Origin of the sequence: Vreelandella andesensis (genome assembly GCF_003989795.1) — a bacterium.
GTDB lineage: Bacteria > Pseudomonadota > Gammaproteobacteria > Pseudomonadales > Halomonadaceae > Vreelandella > Vreelandella andesensis.
Genome location: NZ_RZHG01000030.1, coordinates 15527 through 32290, shown reverse-complemented (window position 1 = coordinate 32290; position 16764 = coordinate 15527). Strand labels below are relative to the sequence as shown.

The following is a 16764-nucleotide window of genomic DNA, read 5'->3' as shown; positions in this document are numbered from 1 at the left end:
AGACTCGAACTCGCGACCTCCGGCGTGACAGGCCGGCATTCTAACCGACTGAACTACCGGTCCACTTATGTACATCAATTGATACTGACTTACTACTTCACGATTCCAAGCGGCCAAATAAATGGTGGGTGGTACTGGGTTCGAACCAGTGACCCCCAGCTTGTAAGGCTGGTGCTCTCCCAACTGAGCTAACCACCCGCTGGTCACGTGGCGCTGAATTCTACAGGAGCTTGGTAAGATGTCAACACGGCACATTTAAATTTTCGATTTAAACCAGCGCATTGCCTTTTCACTTACTTAATTGCTTACCTTGCTGCACCTGCTTATTAAGCGCGGACGAAGGATGCCGCAAGTATGGCCGCTTCGTCAATCAAAACCTGCTGATTTAACCCAGAAATACGTCTAGGCTTAAAGTCATGATCTCCATCGGCAAGCCAAGCTACGTGAATATTATTAGGCAAGTGGTAGCCTAAAACCTCGCCTACGTTGCCAAAAAGATCTCGCTCGCCTTGTAAAATATGCACAGGGCAACGAATAGCTGGAAAGTGGCCTATGCGGAGCTTGTCCGGTTTTCTAGGCGGGTGGAATGGATAACCAGCAACAATTACCCCCTGGCAATGCATTTCGTGGCACAGCAGTTCACTGGCGAATAAGGTTGCAACGCGCCCACCCATCGATTTTCCACCAACCCATAATGGCTGTTCGCTTAAAGGCGCAATCAGCGAGTACCATGACGCAAAATCAGCCACCGTTTGTTTAATGGGGGGTGGAGGGCGACGCTTACCTTGCTCGTTAATCTGCTGCATGTAGGGAAAATCAATTGCCAGCACCTGCACGCCTTGCGCTGCTAACGTCGCGGCAAATTGCCGCATAAATGTGGAACAATGGCCCGCTCCAGCACCATGGGCAAGCATTATTCGACCAACTTTAGGCAGCCCCACAACAGAGAGCGGGCCGTGTCCAGTCACTAGAAACCGCTGAGCGGCGGGCTTAGCTAACGCATCGCTCAAACCGCCCGGGGGTATATCGACGAAACCAGAATCGGCGTAATACGACACAATTAACTCCTAATAATTCAGTGTTACTTCTATTGGCGTGTTCAGCTTAGGGCGTGGCTGCGATAGAATCTATACTGGATATTGACCTGCATCATCAAGCGAGTGGCCGCACCCGTGCAAAATGTTGATGCAAAATGCCACGGGTTACCCCCTAACCGCGTTCGATGGGAACATGAAATGAGCACAGCACTGGAACACCCGACCTACAACTACAAGGTAGTTCGGCAGTTCGCGATCATGACCGTTGTGTGGGGCATAGTAGGTATGACACTTGGCGTCATCCTTGCCTCCCAACTAGTGTGGCCGCAACTGAATCTCGGCTTACCTTGGACAAGCTTCGGACGTCTCCGTCCGTTACACACTAACGCCGTTATCTTTGCCTTCGGTGGCTCAGCGCTATTTGCGACGTCTTACTATGTCGTGCAGCGTACCTGTCAGACCCGTTTATTCTCTGACAAGCTCGCAGCGTTTACCTTCTGGGGATGGCAAGCGGTTATTCTCTCCGCCGTCGTGTCATTGCCGCTAGGCTATACCACTACAAAGGAGTACGCAGAGCTCGAATGGCCGATCAATATTTTGATTGCGGTCGTTTGGATCAGCTACGCTATCGTCTTCTTAATGACGATTAAAAAGCGCACCACTTCGCATATTTATGTGGCGAACTGGTTCTTTGCGGCGTTTATTCTGACCGTCGCGGTGCTGCACATCGTTAATAATGCGGCGATTCCGGTCACCCCCATGTACTCCACCTCGATTTATGCGGGTGCAGTAGATGCGATGGTGCAATGGTGGTATGGCCACAACGCAGTCGGATTCTTCCTGACAGCTGGCTTCTTGGGCATGATGTATTACTTCGTGCCTAAACAGGCAGAACGCCCCATTTATTCCTACCGTCTTTCTATCGTCCATTTCTGGGCGTTGATTATGATCTACATGTGGGCAGGCCCTCACCACCTGCATTACACGGCGCTGCCTAACTGGGCACAGTCGCTGGGTATGATCATGTCTATCATTCTTCTTGCGCCATCCTGGGGCGGCATGATTAACGGTATGATGACGTTATCCGGTGCCTGGCATAAACTGCGCACCGACCCCACCCTTCGTTTCTTGGTTGTTGCCCTATCGTTTTACGGCATGTCGACCTTCGAAGGACCAATGATGGCAATTAAGACGGTCAACGCGCTATCTCACTACACCGACTGGACCATTGGTCACGTGCACTCGGGCGCGCTTGGTTGGGTAGCAATGATTACCATCGGCTCAATGTATCACCTGATCCCACGCTTATTCGGACGTACAGAAATGTTCTCCGTTAACCTAATTGCCGTGCACTTCTGGCTAGCCACAATCGGTACGGTACTGTATATCGCGGCCATGTGGGTTAACGGCATTATGCAGGGCCTAATGTGGCGTGCTATTAACGCCGACGGCACACTGATGTATACCTTTGTTGAGTCTGTCGAAGCGAGTGGACCTGGCTACTTTGTTCGCCTGATAGGCGGCCTGTTTTGGGTCGTAGGCATGCTGATCATGGCATACAACGTTTATATGACCGTCAAGCGTCGCGAAGCGATTGGTAGTTTTTCAGCGCCACAAGCCGCTTAAACCGGGGAAGTTGAGACCAATGAAACACGAGATTGTAGAAAAGAACGTTGGCCTGCTCGCCGTGTTGATCCTGGTTGCGATCAGCTTTGGCGGTTTGGCCGAAGTGGTGCCACTGTTCTTTCAGAAGCAAACAACCGAACCAGTCGAAGGCCTAAAGCCTCTCACTGCACTGGAACTGGAAGGGCGTGACATTTACCGTCGTGAAGGGTGCGTAGGCTGCCACTCTCAGATGGTTCGGCCATTCCGCGCAGAAACCGAGCGCTATGGCCACTATAACGTAGCCGGCGAGCAGGTTTACGAGCACAACTTCCTGTGGGGCTCTAAGCGCACCGGACCTGACCTAGCTCGTGTAGGTGGACGTTATAGCGACGATTGGCACCGCGCGCACTTGTACAACCCCCGCGACGTGGTTCCTGAATCAATTATGCCTGCCTACCCCTGGCTGTTTAAAAACACCCTGGATGGCGAATCAACACCGGCCAAAATGCGCACGCTGCGCCAGCTAGGCGTGCCCTACAACGATGAAGATATCGCCACTGCGACAGAAGATGTTCGCGGCACCCAGGAAATTACTGCACTGGTGGCCTACCTGCAGCAGTTAGGAACCGTGCTTGAGGGCACTCGTTAAGTTATGGATACGGGAACTTTCCGCGGTCTTATCACGCTGATTTTGATTGTCGCTTTTATCGGCATCTTTATATGGGCCTATTCAAAGCGACGCAAACCGGACTTTGACGAAGCGGCCAACCTGCCCTTCGCTGACGAAGATGATGATAAGCAACCGACCCGTGATAAGCATGCTTCGCCTAAACACGAAGTGGATTCCCGCCACGACAGGGGAGATAAAAATACATGAATAATTTATGGGGTGACTCCCTATCCAGCTTCTGGAGCGCCTGGATTATTGTCATCACGCTGGGCACTATCGCACTAAGCGTTTGGATATTATTTGCCAACCGCCGAACCGATAAGACACCAGACGCCGATGGCAATGTCGAGACCACTGGCCACCCAGCCGATGGGATCGAAGAGTACGACAATGCACTACCCCAGTGGTGGTTTAAGCTATTCGTTCTCACCGTCATTTTCGCTTTGGGTTACTTAGTGTTTTACCCAGGCTTAGGCAACTATGCAGGTATCTTGGGCTGGTCCCAAGAAAGTCAGTGGGAAAAAGAAGTGGCTGATGCTGAAGAGCGCTTTACGCCGATTTTTGCTCAGTATCAGGAAACACCCATTCCTGAGCTGGCAAGAGACGCTGAAGCAATGCGGGTAGCGGAGCGCGTTTACCTAAACAACTGTGCAGTATGTCACGGTTCTAACGCCCAAGGGGGCTACGGCTTTCCTAATCTGACTGATGATGACTGGCTCTATGGTGGCGAGCCGGAAAACATCATGATGACGCTGAATAACGGTCGTAATGGGCTAATGCCTGCTTGGCAGCAACTTGGTGAGAACAATATTGAGAATCTTACTCAATATGTTCTTTCTATGTCGGATGAAGAGCATGACGCAGAACGTGCCGCCAGTGGTGAAAGCACCTTCTTAGCAGCATGTGCTGCGTGTCATACCCCCAGTGGTACGGGCAATATCGCGCTGGGTGCTCCTAATCTAACTGATAATGTATGGCTCTATTTGGCACCGGGACAAAGTGTTGCTGATTCTGTTCGCCAAACGCTGCGTAACGGTCGTAACGGCCACATGCCAGCACAAGCGGCTTACATCGGTGAAGAGCGTGTTCACCTGGTAGCAGCCTATGTGTACAGCCTGCGCTTCAATGACTAGCCTATCAATAACAGCATAGATCTTTAGGTGTATACAGGGTGCGGTTTCAAACCGCACCCTTTCTTCATCCAACGCTCATCCAGACACCCTCTCTATCCGTTACACTGTTGTTTAGCGACACGGCATACAGTTGTGTTATCTAGCGTCACAAGTTTAACGCCACGATATCCATGCTGCCGCCCATCCCTGCCTTATCGAGCTGTGATCATCGCCATGGAAAAAATACCTAGCCAAGATATTACGCCACCGCCCGTTGGGCACCATACCCCTAGTGAAAGCACTACTCAGGATATGTACGCTAAGCGCCAGCATATTTATGTGCGCGAAATTAAAGGGCTCTTTCAGAAAGTAAGGCGCAGCGCCAACTGGGCACTGATGCTGGGCTTTTTCCTGCTCCCTTGGCTAAACTGGGGCGATCGTCCTCTCATATGGTTTGACCTGCCAGGTCGAGAGTTTCATATTTTTGCTGCCACATTTTATCCGCAAGAGTTCGTATTGCTTTCGTGGCTACTTATTATCTGTGCCTTCGGGCTATTTTTTATTACCGTTTTTGCTGGGCGCGTTTGGTGTGGCTATACCTGCCCACAAAGCGTCTGGACCTTTTTGTTTATTTGGCTTGAACACCGCATAGAAGGATCTAGAAATCGGCGCATTAAGCTCGATAAACAGCCAATGACCGCTGATAAAGCGTGGCGAAAAGGGGCTAAACATACCGCTTGGTTGCTGATCGCCCTGGCCACCGGCATTACGTTTGTAGGTTACTTTACGCCTATTCGCACGCTAGTAATGGAGCTGCCTACGCTAGAAGCGCATGGCTGGTCCTATTTTTGGGTTGGCTTCTTTTTGGTATTTACTTATTTAAATGCGGGTTGGCTGCGCGAGCAGGTATGCATTTATATGTGCCCCTATGCGCGCTTCCAGTCAGTCATGTTTGACCGCGACACGTTGATTGTGTCGTACGACGAAGAACGCGGCGAGCCAAGAGGTCGACGCAAAAAGTCGCTTAGCCATACCCAGGCGAAAGAAGCCGGCTTTGGCGACTGCATCGACTGCGACCTATGTGTTCAGGTTTGCCCAACTGGTATCGATATTCGTGATGGTCTGCAGTACGAGTGCATTACTTGTGCCGCCTGTATTGATGCCTGCGACAGCGTCATGGATAAAATGGGCTACCCTAAAGGGCTGATTCGTTACACAACCGAGAACGCGTTAGATGGTAATAAAAGCCATATTTTACGTCCTCGATTACTCGGCTACTTCGTCGCGCTGATCATTATGGTCGTTGCGTTTGCCTGGGCCGTTAATGATCGCATGCCGCTTAGTTTCGACGCTGAGCGCGAGCGCACACAGCTTTACCAAATGACCCGTGAAGGGCAAATCAGTAATGTTTACAGTCTCACGGTGCGCAACCTTGATAACGAGCCGCACACTTACCAAATCAGTGTGTCAGGTTTACCCAGTTTAACGCTAGATAATGCCTCGGTTAGCGTGCCTGCGGGCGAGTCACGCATTCAGGTGATAACCGTCCTCGCGAACCCTCAAGACCTGAGCCAGCCCAGTCACCCGATTACCTTTGTGCTTCAAGCACAGCAAGATGAGCAAATCCGCCAGGAGCGTGAGGCCCGCTTCTTAGGTAACGCCAGGAGATAAGTGTGTTATGCCAGACTCAACGATTCCCCCTTGGTACAAACAGTTTTGGCCATGGTTTTTATTAGGCCTACTGTTTTCATCGATCATCTTCAGCACAATTTATGCCGTAATGTCGATTAAAAGTTACGATGGCATGGTAGTTCAAGAAGATTACTATGAGCACGGCAAGGCCATTAACATGGTATTCGCGAAGCAAGAGCAAGCCCGTGCTTTAAACTTAAGCGCCGATCTTCGGATTGATCCGCTTACCAGCGATATCGTTGTTGATCTTGCTGGCGATGCTCGGCCAGACAAGCTTTACCTGGACCTTATTTTTCCCACTGAAGATAACCGTGATCAATCGTTTGTACTGGAGCATGTGCGCGAAGGCCGCTACATCACCCAGGGACCTGATAATTTGCGTTATCGCTGGTACCTACAGTTGCAGCCAGTACAGGGCGATGAAGCAGATTGGCGACTAATCGGCGAAGCTCGCTTCCCTGATGAAAACACGATCGCACTGCTACCAGGTGGGCGCTCGGAGAACGAATGACCACAAACGCTCTTAGCTGCTACCACTGCGGCAACCCGGTGCCCGACGGGGCACCGTGGCGTATTAACATTGACGAAACCCCCCACTCTTTGTGCTGCCCTGGTTGCGAAGCCGTCGCCCATGCCATCGTCGATGGTGGGCTGGAAAGCTACTATCGCTATCGCACAGAAATGCCTGAGCGCCCAGATGAGCGCCAAGCGGTCAAAGCAGAAACCTGGTCAGTGTTCGATGACCCAGGGCTACAAGCGCAGTTTGTTCACCCAGATGGTGACGAGGGGCATGTAAGAGCCACGCTGGCAGTGGACGGAATCACCTGTGCCGCTTGTGCCTGGCTCATTGAACACCGTTTAAATGCACTTGACGGTATCACTTCCAGCGCGGTCAACCTCACCCACCATCGCCTTCGGGTGAGCTGGGACCCCGCTATTATCAACCTTTCTCAGCTATTCGCTGAATTAGCGGCAATTGGCTACGATGCGCAGCCTTACGAGCCTGACCAAGCCCAAACCCGCTTGCAACATGAAGAACGCATGACGGTGCGTCGCCTGATTGTCGCAGCGGTAGGCATGATGCAGGTCATGATGTTCTCTATCCCTATTTATGTATCGGGGCCAGGTGAGCTTAGCGAAGATTTTTATGCATTGTTTCACTGGCTATCGTTTGCACTCGCCACGCCCGTGGTATTTTTCTCTGCACAGCCTTTTTTCCGTAACGCGTTGCGTGATCTAAAAACGGGCGTACTTGGCATGGATGTGCCTGTTTCGCTGGCTATTGGCGGTGCTTATTTGGCGAGTAGTTACGCTGTTCTGTTTAACGTTGGCGATGTCTATTTTGATTCTGTCGCCATGTTTACCTTTTTCTTGTTGTTTGGTCGCTATGTGGAAGGCCGAGCCAGGCGGCGCAGCGGTCACAGCGGTAATGCACTGAGCGGTGTTTTACCGGTGTCGGCTATCCGCCTTGAGGCTGATGGCAGTGAACGCATTCTGCCTGCTAGTGAACTCAAGGTAGACGACCGTGTGCTAATCAAACCAGGTCATGGCGTGCCAGCTGATGGCATTATCGAAGACGGCGAATCCAGCCTGGATGAGTCGATGCTCACCGGTGAATATTTGCCAGTCACGCGTCGGGTAGGCGAAGGCGTAGTGGGCGGCAGCCAAAACATGGAAAACCCACTCATTATAAAGGTAACCCATGCGGGCAATAGCGCTCGAGTGGCCAGTATTGTCGATTTAACCGATCGCGCCTTTGCAAGCCGCCCCCGACTTGCCCAAATGGCAGCGCGTATGGCACACCTGTTTGTTTTACGTCTGCTGATCGTTACCGCTTGTGTCACCGTCGCATGGTGGTTTATCGATCCCTCACGCATGCTATGGGTGCTGCTCTCGGTATTAGTAGTCACCTGCCCTTGTGCATTGGCACTGGCGACCCCCACTGCTCTGACAGCGGGGCATGGCCAACTTCGCCAGCGAGGCGTACTAATTACGCGTGCTGACGCAATCGAATCACTTTCCAACGTCACCCGCGTAATTTTTGATAAAACTGGCACGTTGACCCGTGGTGAGATGCAGCTGACCCAAACGCATCCTATTACTCAACCGCATCCTGCCCACAGCGATATACCGCTCAGTGAAGAGCACGCGCAAGCCATTGCAGCGGCGCTAGAGGCGCACTCTGAACACCCAATTGCCAGGGCATTCCGCCCGTTCCGAGATGCCACACTGCAGGCACGCAACGTCAGAAGTGTGACGGGGAGCGGTCTGGAAGGTACCTTAAACGACGCAATTTGGCGATTAGGCAAACCAGACTTCGCTACCACAACCGGGTTGGCGCCACCAGGAGCCGGCCAGTGGCTTCTGCTCAGTGAAGACGCTGAACCGCGTGCTTGGTTCAAGCTGCACGATGGTATCCGCGAGGATGCAGCTCAAACCGTTGCCGCACTTCAAGCCCGTGGGCTAGAAGTAGAACTACTTTCAGGCGACACACAAGACGCGGTAGAGAGTCTAGCGGCGCAACTCAATATTGCTACTTGGCACGCAGGCAAATCGCCTGAGGGTAAGCTTGCGCGATTACGCGAGCTACAAGCCAGCGGTGAACGTGTCGTAATGATTGGTGACGGTATTAATGATGTGCCAGTATTAGCGGGCGCTGATGTTGCCATTGCCATGAATGGCGCCACCGATCTTGCCCGCACCCGCGCCGACGCTATATTGCTCAGCCCACGCTTAATGCGTATTTTTGAGGCAATTGATATTTCCTGTGCCACGCGACGCATCATGCGTCAGAACATGATGTGGTCAGTTTGCTACAATTTTTCGGCACTTCCTTTAGCGGCAATGGGGTTAATTCCCCCATGGCTTGCGGCCATTGGCATGTCGCTAAGCTCCCTGGTCGTAGTCGGTAACGCGCTTCGTCTCACGCGCTGGCGTACGCCGCCCGCCCCTCAAGTTGCCCTATCAGCACCGGTGACGGCATGACGATCTTATATTTACTGATTCCACTTTCACTGATTCTGCTGGGCCTCGCGGTATGGGCGTTCTTCTGGGCCGTTAAGCACGATCAGTTTGACGACTTGGAAGGCCCAGCCCATCGCATTCTATTCGACGATGATGAAAATGACCTTTCCCCTGAGCAGCGCGCAGCGCGTAAAAAAAACGCACCTTCTTCGCATGATAATCAAGAGCCACCCCCATGAATCCCACGGGATTTGATTTACCGCCCCTACTTGCAGCGTTTGTATTTGGCTTAATGGGCGGCGCGCACTGTATCGGCATGTGTGGCGGCATCATGAGCGCACTCACCTTTGCCGTACCGCCCAGCATGCGCCACCCAGCACGCATGGGGGGGTTATTGTTAAGCTATAACGCGGGACGTATCCTCAGCTATATGATGGCAGGTGCTATGGTTGCTGCACTTGGCACGCTTATCTCACTCACGCCGACGGCGCGTGTTGCACTGCAGGCGTTCGCCGCTTTGATGCTCATACTGATGGCACTCTATATTGCCAACTGGTGGAAAGGACTTTTAAAAGTAGAAGCCGTTGGAAGGCACCTTTGGCGTTATATAGAGCCCGTAGGAAGGCGCCTGATGCCTGTTGTGTACCTTCCTCAGGCATTCGCTCTGGGCGCACTATGGGGGTGGCTTCCCTGCGGCCTGGTTTATTCGATGTTAGCCTGGAGTCTCGCCATTGCAGACCCACTCGATGGCGCTCTCCTGATGGGGGCCTTTGGACTGGGTACACTCCCTGCCCTGCTGGTAACTGGCCTCGCAGCACAGCAGCTCAGCCATTTAATTCGCCACCCCGCCACTCGAAGCATCGCAGCACTGTCGATTATTAGCTTCGCCCTTTGGCAACTATGGACACTTATTCCCCTCACAGCGCATTAGGCGAACTCGTCTCTAGCTTGATCGGATCCGTCTCTAGCTTGATATAGCTCAACGCTTTCCAAGTAACACCGAAGTAACATGCAAAGAGAACGCTGAGCGTCTGCGCTCAGTCACTCCTTTTGTTTACTTTTCACTTCGGAGCGCTCGCCATGCTCGTTCATCCCACTGCCGCCCTCTCACCTACCCACACTGACGTGCCTAGGGCCAATACCTGGGATGAAGCACTACTACGCCGCTACGATAAAAGCGGACCGCGCTACACGTCTTATCCAACGGCGCTCGCATTTCATGAGCAGTTTAGCCCCGATGACTTCACCCAAGCACTAGTGCGCAGTAATGAAAGCCACCGACCGCTATCACTGTATGTACACGTACCCTTTTGTCAAAAAATTTGTTTTTACTGCGCTTGTAATAAGATCGCGACAAAAAATACTGCGCTTGCAGAACCTTACCTTTCTCGACTAGATCGAGAAATGGTGCTCACTGCCCGCCATTTAGACACTTCACGCCCGGTGCAACAGCTACACTGGGGCGGCGGCACGCCCACGTTTCTTACCTTGGCACAAATGGGAGATCTGATTGATCGCTTAGATGCCCGTTTTGGTTTATCTGACTCAGCGGATCGCGATTACGCCATCGAAATAGATCCCCGCGAAGCGGACGTTTTCACCTTACGGCACCTGCAGTCACTCGGGTTTAACCGGCTAAGTCTTGGGATACAGGATTTAAACCCCCAGGTACAAAAAGCCGTCAACCGCGTGCAGCCACGAGTACTCACCGAAACGTTAATGGAAGAAGCACACCGGCTTGGCTTTCGCTCACTCAATCTTGATTTAATTTATGGATTGCCATTTCAAACGGAAAAAAGTTTCGCTGAGACGTTGAGCCAGGTTATCGAGCTAAATCCAGCGCGGCTGTCCGTATTTAATTATGCACATATGCCCACCCGCTTTGCTCCTCAGCGACGCATTAACGAGGCAGACCTGCCCAGCGCCGATGAAAAGTTGGCTATCTTGCATACCACCATTGAGATGCTAACTAACGCAGGCTATGTGCATATCGGCATGGATCACTTTGCGCGTCCTGACGATAGCTTAGCGATTGCCCAGCGCAACGGCACCTTGCAGCGCAATTTTCAGGGCTATTCTAGCCACGCGCAGTGCGATTTAGTTGGGTTAGGCGTATCCGCCATTTCACGGGTTAACGACGTTTATGCACAAAACCCGACTAGACTTGACCAATATGAAGCGGCCTTAGATAAAGGTAGGCTAGCAACCGTTAAAGGATTAAGGTTAAATAAGGATGACCTAATACGAAGAGAGGTTATTGAACGGCTAATGTGCGACATGCATATTGATCTAGCGGCTATTGGAAAACGTTGGCAGATCGATGCGGATATCTATTTTTCCACTGCGCTTGAGCGATTGCGTAATGCCGAACAGGACGGCTTAATCACTCGCCATCAGCATGTGGTTAATGTAACCCCCACTGGGCGGCTACTTATTCGCCACCTAGCAATGGCCTTTGATGCTCGCCTAGCGGATCAGCCTACTCAGCACTACTCTAAGATTGTATAAGCTTTTTGAGACGTCTTGCCCCCTGGGCCTAAGATGGCTAACGATACACGGAGAATAATATGCCACACCCCGTCAGCCAACGACGTTCACTGCTGCAAGAGGCGCGCTGCCAGACCTGTAGCCTAAGCTCGCTGTGCCTACCGCTCGCTTTAGAACTTGAAGATATGAGCCAGTTTGACGCTATTATCCGGCGCCGCGCACCGCTCAAAAAAGGGGAGCCGCTGTTTCGCCAAGGCGATCGCTTTACCAGCGTGTACGCCGTTCGCTCAGGCAGCCTGAAACAGGTGACCAGCGAAGGTAACGGTAATGATCAACTGACAAATTTCTATCTTCCTAGCGAACTGGTGGGGTTGGACGGAATTGATGAAGAGCGCTATCCCGGTAGCGTAATTGCGTTGGAAACCACCACGGTGTGCGAAATTCCGTTTGACCGCCTGGACATGCTTTCCGAGGAGCTGCCCGAGCTACGTGGCCAGCTGTACCGGAGTATGAGCAAAGAGTTGCGGGATGACCGCCGGATGATGCGTTTGCTATCACGCAAAACAGCAGACCAGCGGCTGGCGAGCTTTTTAGTAACGCTCTCAGACCGTTTTCGTCGACGTGGGTACTCCCCTTACAGCTTCAGGCTCTCCATGTCCCGCGCAGACATTGGCAATTACCTAGGCTTGGCGGTAGAAACAGTCAGCCGTATTCTTAGCCGCTTTCAACAGCAGGATGTAGTCGCTGTTTCAGGTCGCGAGGTTAATGTCTTAGATATGCGACGCCTCATCACCTTAGCTGAAGAGGAAGAACAGTCGGCTAGTCCACGGTAAGCGCATGAATACGCCCTTCCATTAACGCCGCCTGTTTGGCTTCAAGACCCGCAAAGTCAAATAAACGGCGGTCTGCTAGCTGTGAAGGCGCGACATTGGTCATCGCCTTGAACATGCTTTCTAGACGTCCTGGGTGTTTTTTATCCCATTCAGCCAGCATATCTTTAACGATTTGTCGCTGGAGATTGGGCTGAGAGCCGCATAAATTGCAGGGAATAATAGGAAATTCCATTAAACGAGAAAATTCTGTAATGTCAGCCTCTTTGCAATAGGCAAGGGGGCGAATCACTATATTCTTACCATCATCAGATAAGAGCTTAGGAGGCATTGCTTTCAGGGTGCCGCCAAAGAACATGTTGAGAAATAGCGTTTCTAAGATATCTTCACGGTGATGTCCTAAGGCAATTTTTGTCGCCCCAATTTCCTCAGCAAAGCCATACAGCGAGCCACGTCTTAGTCGTGAGCAGAGTGCACAGGTGGTTTTCCCCTCAGGCGTTTTCTCTTTCACCACAGAATAGGTGTCACGTTCTAGGATATGGTACTCAACACCCACTTTATCTAGATACTGAGGCAGTACATGCTCAGGAAAACCTGGCTGTTTCTGATCCATATTGACAGCAACCAGCGAAAACTTAACCGGCGCATTGCGCTGCAAGTTAAGCAGTATCTCCAGCATTGTATAGCTGTCTTTTCCGCCAGACAGACACACCATTACCTTGTCGCCTTCGCCAATCATTTGATAATCAATGATGGCGTTGCCGACATCTCGCCGTAAGCGCTTTTGTAACTTATTAAATTCACGCTTCTGTTTAGCGTTGTGATGCTCAGACTGTGTCTGTGCGCTAGCGACAGAAGAGCTAGTAACAGAAGAGCTAGTACCAGAAACGGTATCGGACGCAGCGGGATCAAAATAATCAGGTTGTAGCATGGTGTAGGTACTGCCGATGGTAGAAGAAGCAGCGGGCATTCTAACAATACTCGCCACATCCACCCAAGATAAACCCGCGGATTCATCGTATGTGGGTCGTAACACTACGCCTACTGGGCGATCTCACGCTGCAAACGCAGATACAAAAGTGCGCTTGCGGTTGCATCCCCTAGCACTCCCATCCATTGGAGGGCTGGCATTTGCCAACGTGCGAGTGCTTCTGTTAAGCGCCCATTCGTCTCACACTGGGGATGTAAGCGCCGCAACTGACGATAGTGCAATTTTCCAACATCGACTTGGGCATTGGGCAAACCAAAGCCCAATCCAGCTTTAAACAAGTGATTAAGCTGTTCCATCGAACGACCTAACTGCCAGCCAATGAGCGGCCTATTACCGATGAACTCCACCAGCGCGCCAAGATGCTCAGCGTTAGGCGCCAGCACTGTGTTCGTCGCATACAGCTGGTGATGCCGCCGCAGCGTGGGGCCATGGTTGTTTTGCTCTCTTGCTAGGGTAGCTACCCAGGCTCGGCTGGTATGCACTTTACCTGGGCTTAAGATAACTGCAGCTACGCTGACCACTGGCGATTGTCCGGGGCTAACCTGACAGGCAAGCGCCACCATTTCCTCCCCCATATAGGGCTGAAAAAGCCATGCATAGGGGGAATCTGCCCAGCGTCGGCGGTCGCTTTCGCGCTGCATTAACGTACGTAGCGAGCCACTAAGCAGTGACATATGCCGATCTAGCAAGCGCATTCCACTCACGAATACTCCAAATGATAACGATGGGAGAGCCGTTGTTTGAAATCTTTTACAATGTGCAGCGCCTCACGCAATAAATCCCGTTCAAGGGACGAGAGTTCTTGCACCACCACGCGGTTACTACGCTGCTCAGTTGACGCTTCCGCTGACTGAAGCTGCTGCTTTAAACGTAGTTCGGTAAACAGCGACAGCGCTTCGCCCAAATCGTCAGCAAAACGGCGATCAAGACGGCCATCTTCTGCCAGAGCGTCCAAACGGTCCAAGGTAGATGTGGCGTTAATTCGTCGTTCGAGCGCCATTGTGCGCACCCCATGAACAATGGGAAAAATACCGCCTTTTTTGATATCAATGCCGTGCTGAGGCTTTTTTAAAGAGCCAAATAGCGTCAGCGGCGTTGAGAAACGCAGCGCAGCGCGAGCAAAATATGACAGCAGCAACTCATCCCGGGAACAACGTTCAAACAGCGCCGCGCGCACGCTATCTAGTAATTGTGGATTACCAGCCACCCCGTGGGCATCCAGCAAAATTGCCAGCTTCATTAGGCTATCGCCATCTCGTGCACTTACCCATTTGGCAATGTTGTTTTTCCATTGCGACACGGTGCCAACCCATTCAGGGTTAGACACCATGATATTACCTGGGCATGGTGGGTAACCGAGCTGAATCAGCGTTTGGGTTAACGCATTCATATCGTCGGCAAGCGAAGGCCATTCGCTATCATCGGCTAAAATCAGACCATTATCCTGATCTGTCTTCAGAATTTGTTCACCTCGGCCCTCACTCCCCATGACCATGAGGCAGCTTTGGGCGTGGTACTGCTCAGGAATGACAAATGACCACGCTTTGTTAATGATTCGGCCATTCAAGGCCGCCAACAGGTCCATGGCAAAACGTAGCTTGACTCCTTGCGCCATCAGCGCATTGACCAACTCTGGCGTACGCTGGCTGGCAGCCGCCAATGCATCTAAGCTATTGGCCTGCTCTACTTGTAAGCTAACGACATAGCTACGGCTTGAAAAATAGCTAAGCACATCCGTCAGCTCTACCACCCCTTTCAATTCCCCCTGCTCCATGACTACTACGCGCGTTACTTTATGTCGCGTCATCAACACCAGCGCTTCGAACAGGTATTGATTCGGGGTAACGGTCACCAGTGAGAAATGGGCCACGTCTACAACGGGCGAGCTATGTTCGTAGTTATTCAGCACGATGCCATTAAGCAAATCTGTTTTAGTGACAATGCCAAATTCGCTCTGGGTTTTGACCAACAGGCTGTCTGCATGGCTATCGTTGAGCTGACGCACCGCGCTAGCAATATCTGTCGACGCGTCCATGATAAGAGGTTCGCGCATGCATTCGCTGACTTTAGCCAACATAAAGCCGGCCATGGTCACGCCGCCTTCGGCACGTTTTTCAGTCATCAAACGCGCTTTGTGCGATAGCGACTGTTTAAAAAAATTTTCGAAGTCAGGATGGTGGCGGCATAGCTTTGTAAATAGCGCTTTAGGCATCACATAACACAAGCATTCTTGCTCGGCTTGGAATCGGTAACGACTCTTACCATTTAGAATGCTAATAGCACCAAACAGATCACCAGCCGTGTAGTGCCCAATCCGCGCGCTAGACGCTGGTAAGGTAGGATCCAGCTCAGCAACTTCCCCTTTATGAATTAAAAATACCGACTCACCCACCTGTCCCATCTCGATAATAATTTCATCACGATCAAAATAGGCGATATCCATACCGCGGCGTACGTGGTCGCGTCCTTCATCATCAATTAATGTGAAAGGCAACTGGGAAAGATCAACGTCAATCATGAGTAACCCCACTTAATCGCGATAAAGAACATGAATGGCTTTTGGTTTGATTGTTTTTTAACCAACGTATTTTATAATACCTTTTGCTATACCGCTAACGTCGTAACGACGTTTGTTTAGCGACCAAAGTAGCGACATTGACTTGCCAACTTAGCCGTTTAATATACCACTCGCTAAACGTAGCAAACATTGCTTTTAAGCGACCCATAGACTATCGTCCTATCATATAGATATAAATGTGCAAAAAAGTTCAAAAACAAGTAGTTATTTTCTGAAACAAACATCACAATGCGTTCTGAAAGCTTATTGATACCAAAGTCTGGGATCTATTTTTAGCGATTATTGCTCACTATTAACACTGGCTAAACAGGGTATTCATGTGACACTTGTTAAACACTTATCAAGACACTGAATAAAACCTTGCCGATCCATTAATCAGTAGAGCAACTTAATTAACATGGTAGTGGGTCTAATCGCACTAAATCATCGTAGACAACTTAAAGAGCGTTTTTCTATGAAGGGTTGCCCTGATGGATCACACGCTATCCTGAGTTAACTTTCCAACCCTAAAAATCACAACTGGAGAGCACCACAATGGCAGATGACAAATCCAACGCTGCTGAATACTGGAAAGCCAACGTCCGATTAATTTTTGGATGCTTGGTCGTTTGGGCGTTCGTTTCTTATGGATGTGCCATCCTTTTTCGTCCGCTATTAGCGGGCATTCCCGTTGGTGGGACTGACTTGGGCTTTTGGTTCGCTCAGCAGGGCTCCATCCTCACTTTCATCGTGCTGATCTTCTTCTATGCCTGGAGAATGAACAAGCTCGATGCAAAATTCGGCCTTGGGGAGTAAGCC

The 16764-nt window shown here is 51.1% G+C and carries 16 protein-coding genes and 1 tRNA gene; 12 read left to right on the top strand and 5 right to left on the bottom strand.

All coding sequences use genetic code 11. From position 1 onward, the window contains the following. Window positions 1–122: 122 nt before the first annotated feature. Together ELY33_RS16115 and ELY33_RS16110 are read right to left on the bottom strand one after the other, a co-directional pair. Window positions 123–198, bottom strand: a tRNA-Val gene (locus ELY33_RS16115). Between the two features lie 128 nt (window positions 199–326). Beyond that, window positions 327–1058, bottom strand: coding sequence for an alpha/beta fold hydrolase (locus ELY33_RS16110; protein WP_126948927.1), 732 nt, complete (start codon window positions 1056–1058; stop codon window positions 327–329). A 177-nt stretch (window positions 1059–1235) separates the two neighbouring features. On the opposite strand from ELY33_RS16110, the gene ccoN reads away from it, so the two are divergent. The 11 genes from ccoN to fnr all read left to right on the top strand — a co-directional run bounded on the left by ccoN (window position 1236) and on the right by fnr (window position 12400). After that, entirely contained in the window at window positions 1236–2663 is a 1428-nt protein-coding gene (gene ccoN / locus ELY33_RS16105) for a cytochrome-c oxidase, cbb3-type subunit I (protein ID WP_126948926.1), read from the top strand. A 19-nt stretch (window positions 2664–2682) separates the two neighbouring features. Then, window positions 2683–3291, top strand: a complete 609-nt coding sequence (gene ccoO / locus ELY33_RS16100) for a cytochrome-c oxidase, cbb3-type subunit II (RefSeq protein ID WP_126948925.1) — start codon at window positions 2683–2685, stop codon at window positions 3289–3291. A 3-nt stretch (window positions 3292–3294) separates the two neighbouring features. Continuing rightward, window positions 3295–3519 carry a cbb3-type cytochrome oxidase subunit 3 gene (locus ELY33_RS16095; RefSeq protein WP_126948924.1) on the top strand — a complete coding sequence of 75 codons (225 nt, stop codon included), beginning with the start codon at window positions 3295–3297 and terminating at the stop codon, window positions 3517–3519. After that, on the top strand, window positions 3516–4445 hold the full coding sequence (gene ccoP / locus ELY33_RS16090; RefSeq protein WP_126948923.1) for a cytochrome-c oxidase, cbb3-type subunit III: 930 nt from the start codon (window positions 3516–3518) through the stop codon (window positions 4443–4445). The genes ELY33_RS16095 and ccoP overlap by 4 nt, the downstream gene beginning before the upstream one ends. 213 nt (window positions 4446–4658) lie before the next feature. Then, a complete protein-coding gene (ccoG, locus tag ELY33_RS16085; protein WP_126948922.1) occupies window positions 4659–6095 on the top strand; it encodes a cytochrome c oxidase accessory protein CcoG in 1437 nt (478 codons plus the stop codon). A gap of 7 nt (window positions 6096–6102) precedes the next feature. Beyond that, window positions 6103–6627 carry a FixH family protein gene (locus tag ELY33_RS16080; protein ID WP_126948921.1) on the top strand — a complete coding sequence of 175 codons (525 nt, stop codon included), beginning with the start codon at window positions 6103–6105 and terminating at the stop codon, window positions 6625–6627. Then, a complete protein-coding gene (locus ELY33_RS16075) occupies window positions 6624–9101 on the top strand; it encodes a heavy metal translocating P-type ATPase (RefSeq protein ID WP_126948920.1) in 2478 nt (825 codons plus the stop codon). The genes ELY33_RS16080 and ELY33_RS16075 overlap by 4 nt, the downstream gene beginning before the upstream one ends. Continuing rightward, complete coding sequence (gene ccoS / locus ELY33_RS16070) at window positions 9098–9319, top strand: cbb3-type cytochrome oxidase assembly protein CcoS (RefSeq protein WP_126948919.1); 222 nt, start codon at window positions 9098–9100, stop codon at window positions 9317–9319. Before ELY33_RS16075 ends, ccoS begins: the two co-directional genes overlap by 4 nt. Then, the gene (locus tag ELY33_RS16065) at window positions 9316–10011 is read left to right on the top strand and encodes a sulfite exporter TauE/SafE family protein (RefSeq protein WP_126948918.1); all 696 of its coding nucleotides are present in this window, start codon (window positions 9316–9318) and stop codon (window positions 10009–10011) included. Before ccoS ends, ELY33_RS16065 begins: the two co-directional genes overlap by 4 nt. A gap of 149 nt (window positions 10012–10160) precedes the next feature. Continuing rightward, complete coding sequence (gene hemN, locus ELY33_RS16060; protein WP_126948917.1) at window positions 10161–11588, top strand: oxygen-independent coproporphyrinogen III oxidase; 1428 nt, start codon at window positions 10161–10163, stop codon at window positions 11586–11588. 59 nt (window positions 11589–11647) lie between these two features. After that, a complete protein-coding gene (gene fnr, locus ELY33_RS16055) occupies window positions 11648–12400 on the top strand; it encodes a fumarate/nitrate reduction transcriptional regulator Fnr (RefSeq protein WP_126948916.1) in 753 nt (250 codons plus the stop codon). Here the strand turns inward: fnr and ttcA are convergent. The 3 genes from ttcA to ELY33_RS16040 form a co-directional block, all read right to left on the bottom strand. Next, window positions 12387–13328: a tRNA 2-thiocytidine(32) synthetase TtcA gene (ttcA, locus tag ELY33_RS16050; protein WP_422822298.1), complete on the bottom strand. Its 942-nt coding sequence runs from the start codon at window positions 13326–13328 to the stop codon at window positions 12387–12389. The genes fnr and ttcA overlap by 14 nt on opposite strands. A 110-nt stretch (window positions 13329–13438) precedes the next feature. Then, entirely contained in the window at window positions 13439–14083 is a 645-nt protein-coding gene (locus ELY33_RS16045) for a 3'-5' exonuclease family protein (protein ID WP_126949140.1), read from the bottom strand. Window positions 14084–14088: 5 nt separating this feature from the next. Beyond that, entirely contained in the window at window positions 14089–15906 is a 1818-nt protein-coding gene (locus tag ELY33_RS16040; RefSeq protein WP_126948915.1) for a putative nucleotidyltransferase substrate binding domain-containing protein, read from the bottom strand. A gap of 594 nt (window positions 15907–16500) precedes the next feature. On the opposite strand from ELY33_RS16040, the gene ELY33_RS16035 reads away from it, so the two are divergent. Further along, window positions 16501–16761, top strand: coding sequence for a DUF4212 domain-containing protein (locus tag ELY33_RS16035; RefSeq protein WP_009721290.1), 261 nt, complete (start codon window positions 16501–16503; stop codon window positions 16759–16761). Window positions 16762–16764: the final 3 nt, after the last annotated feature.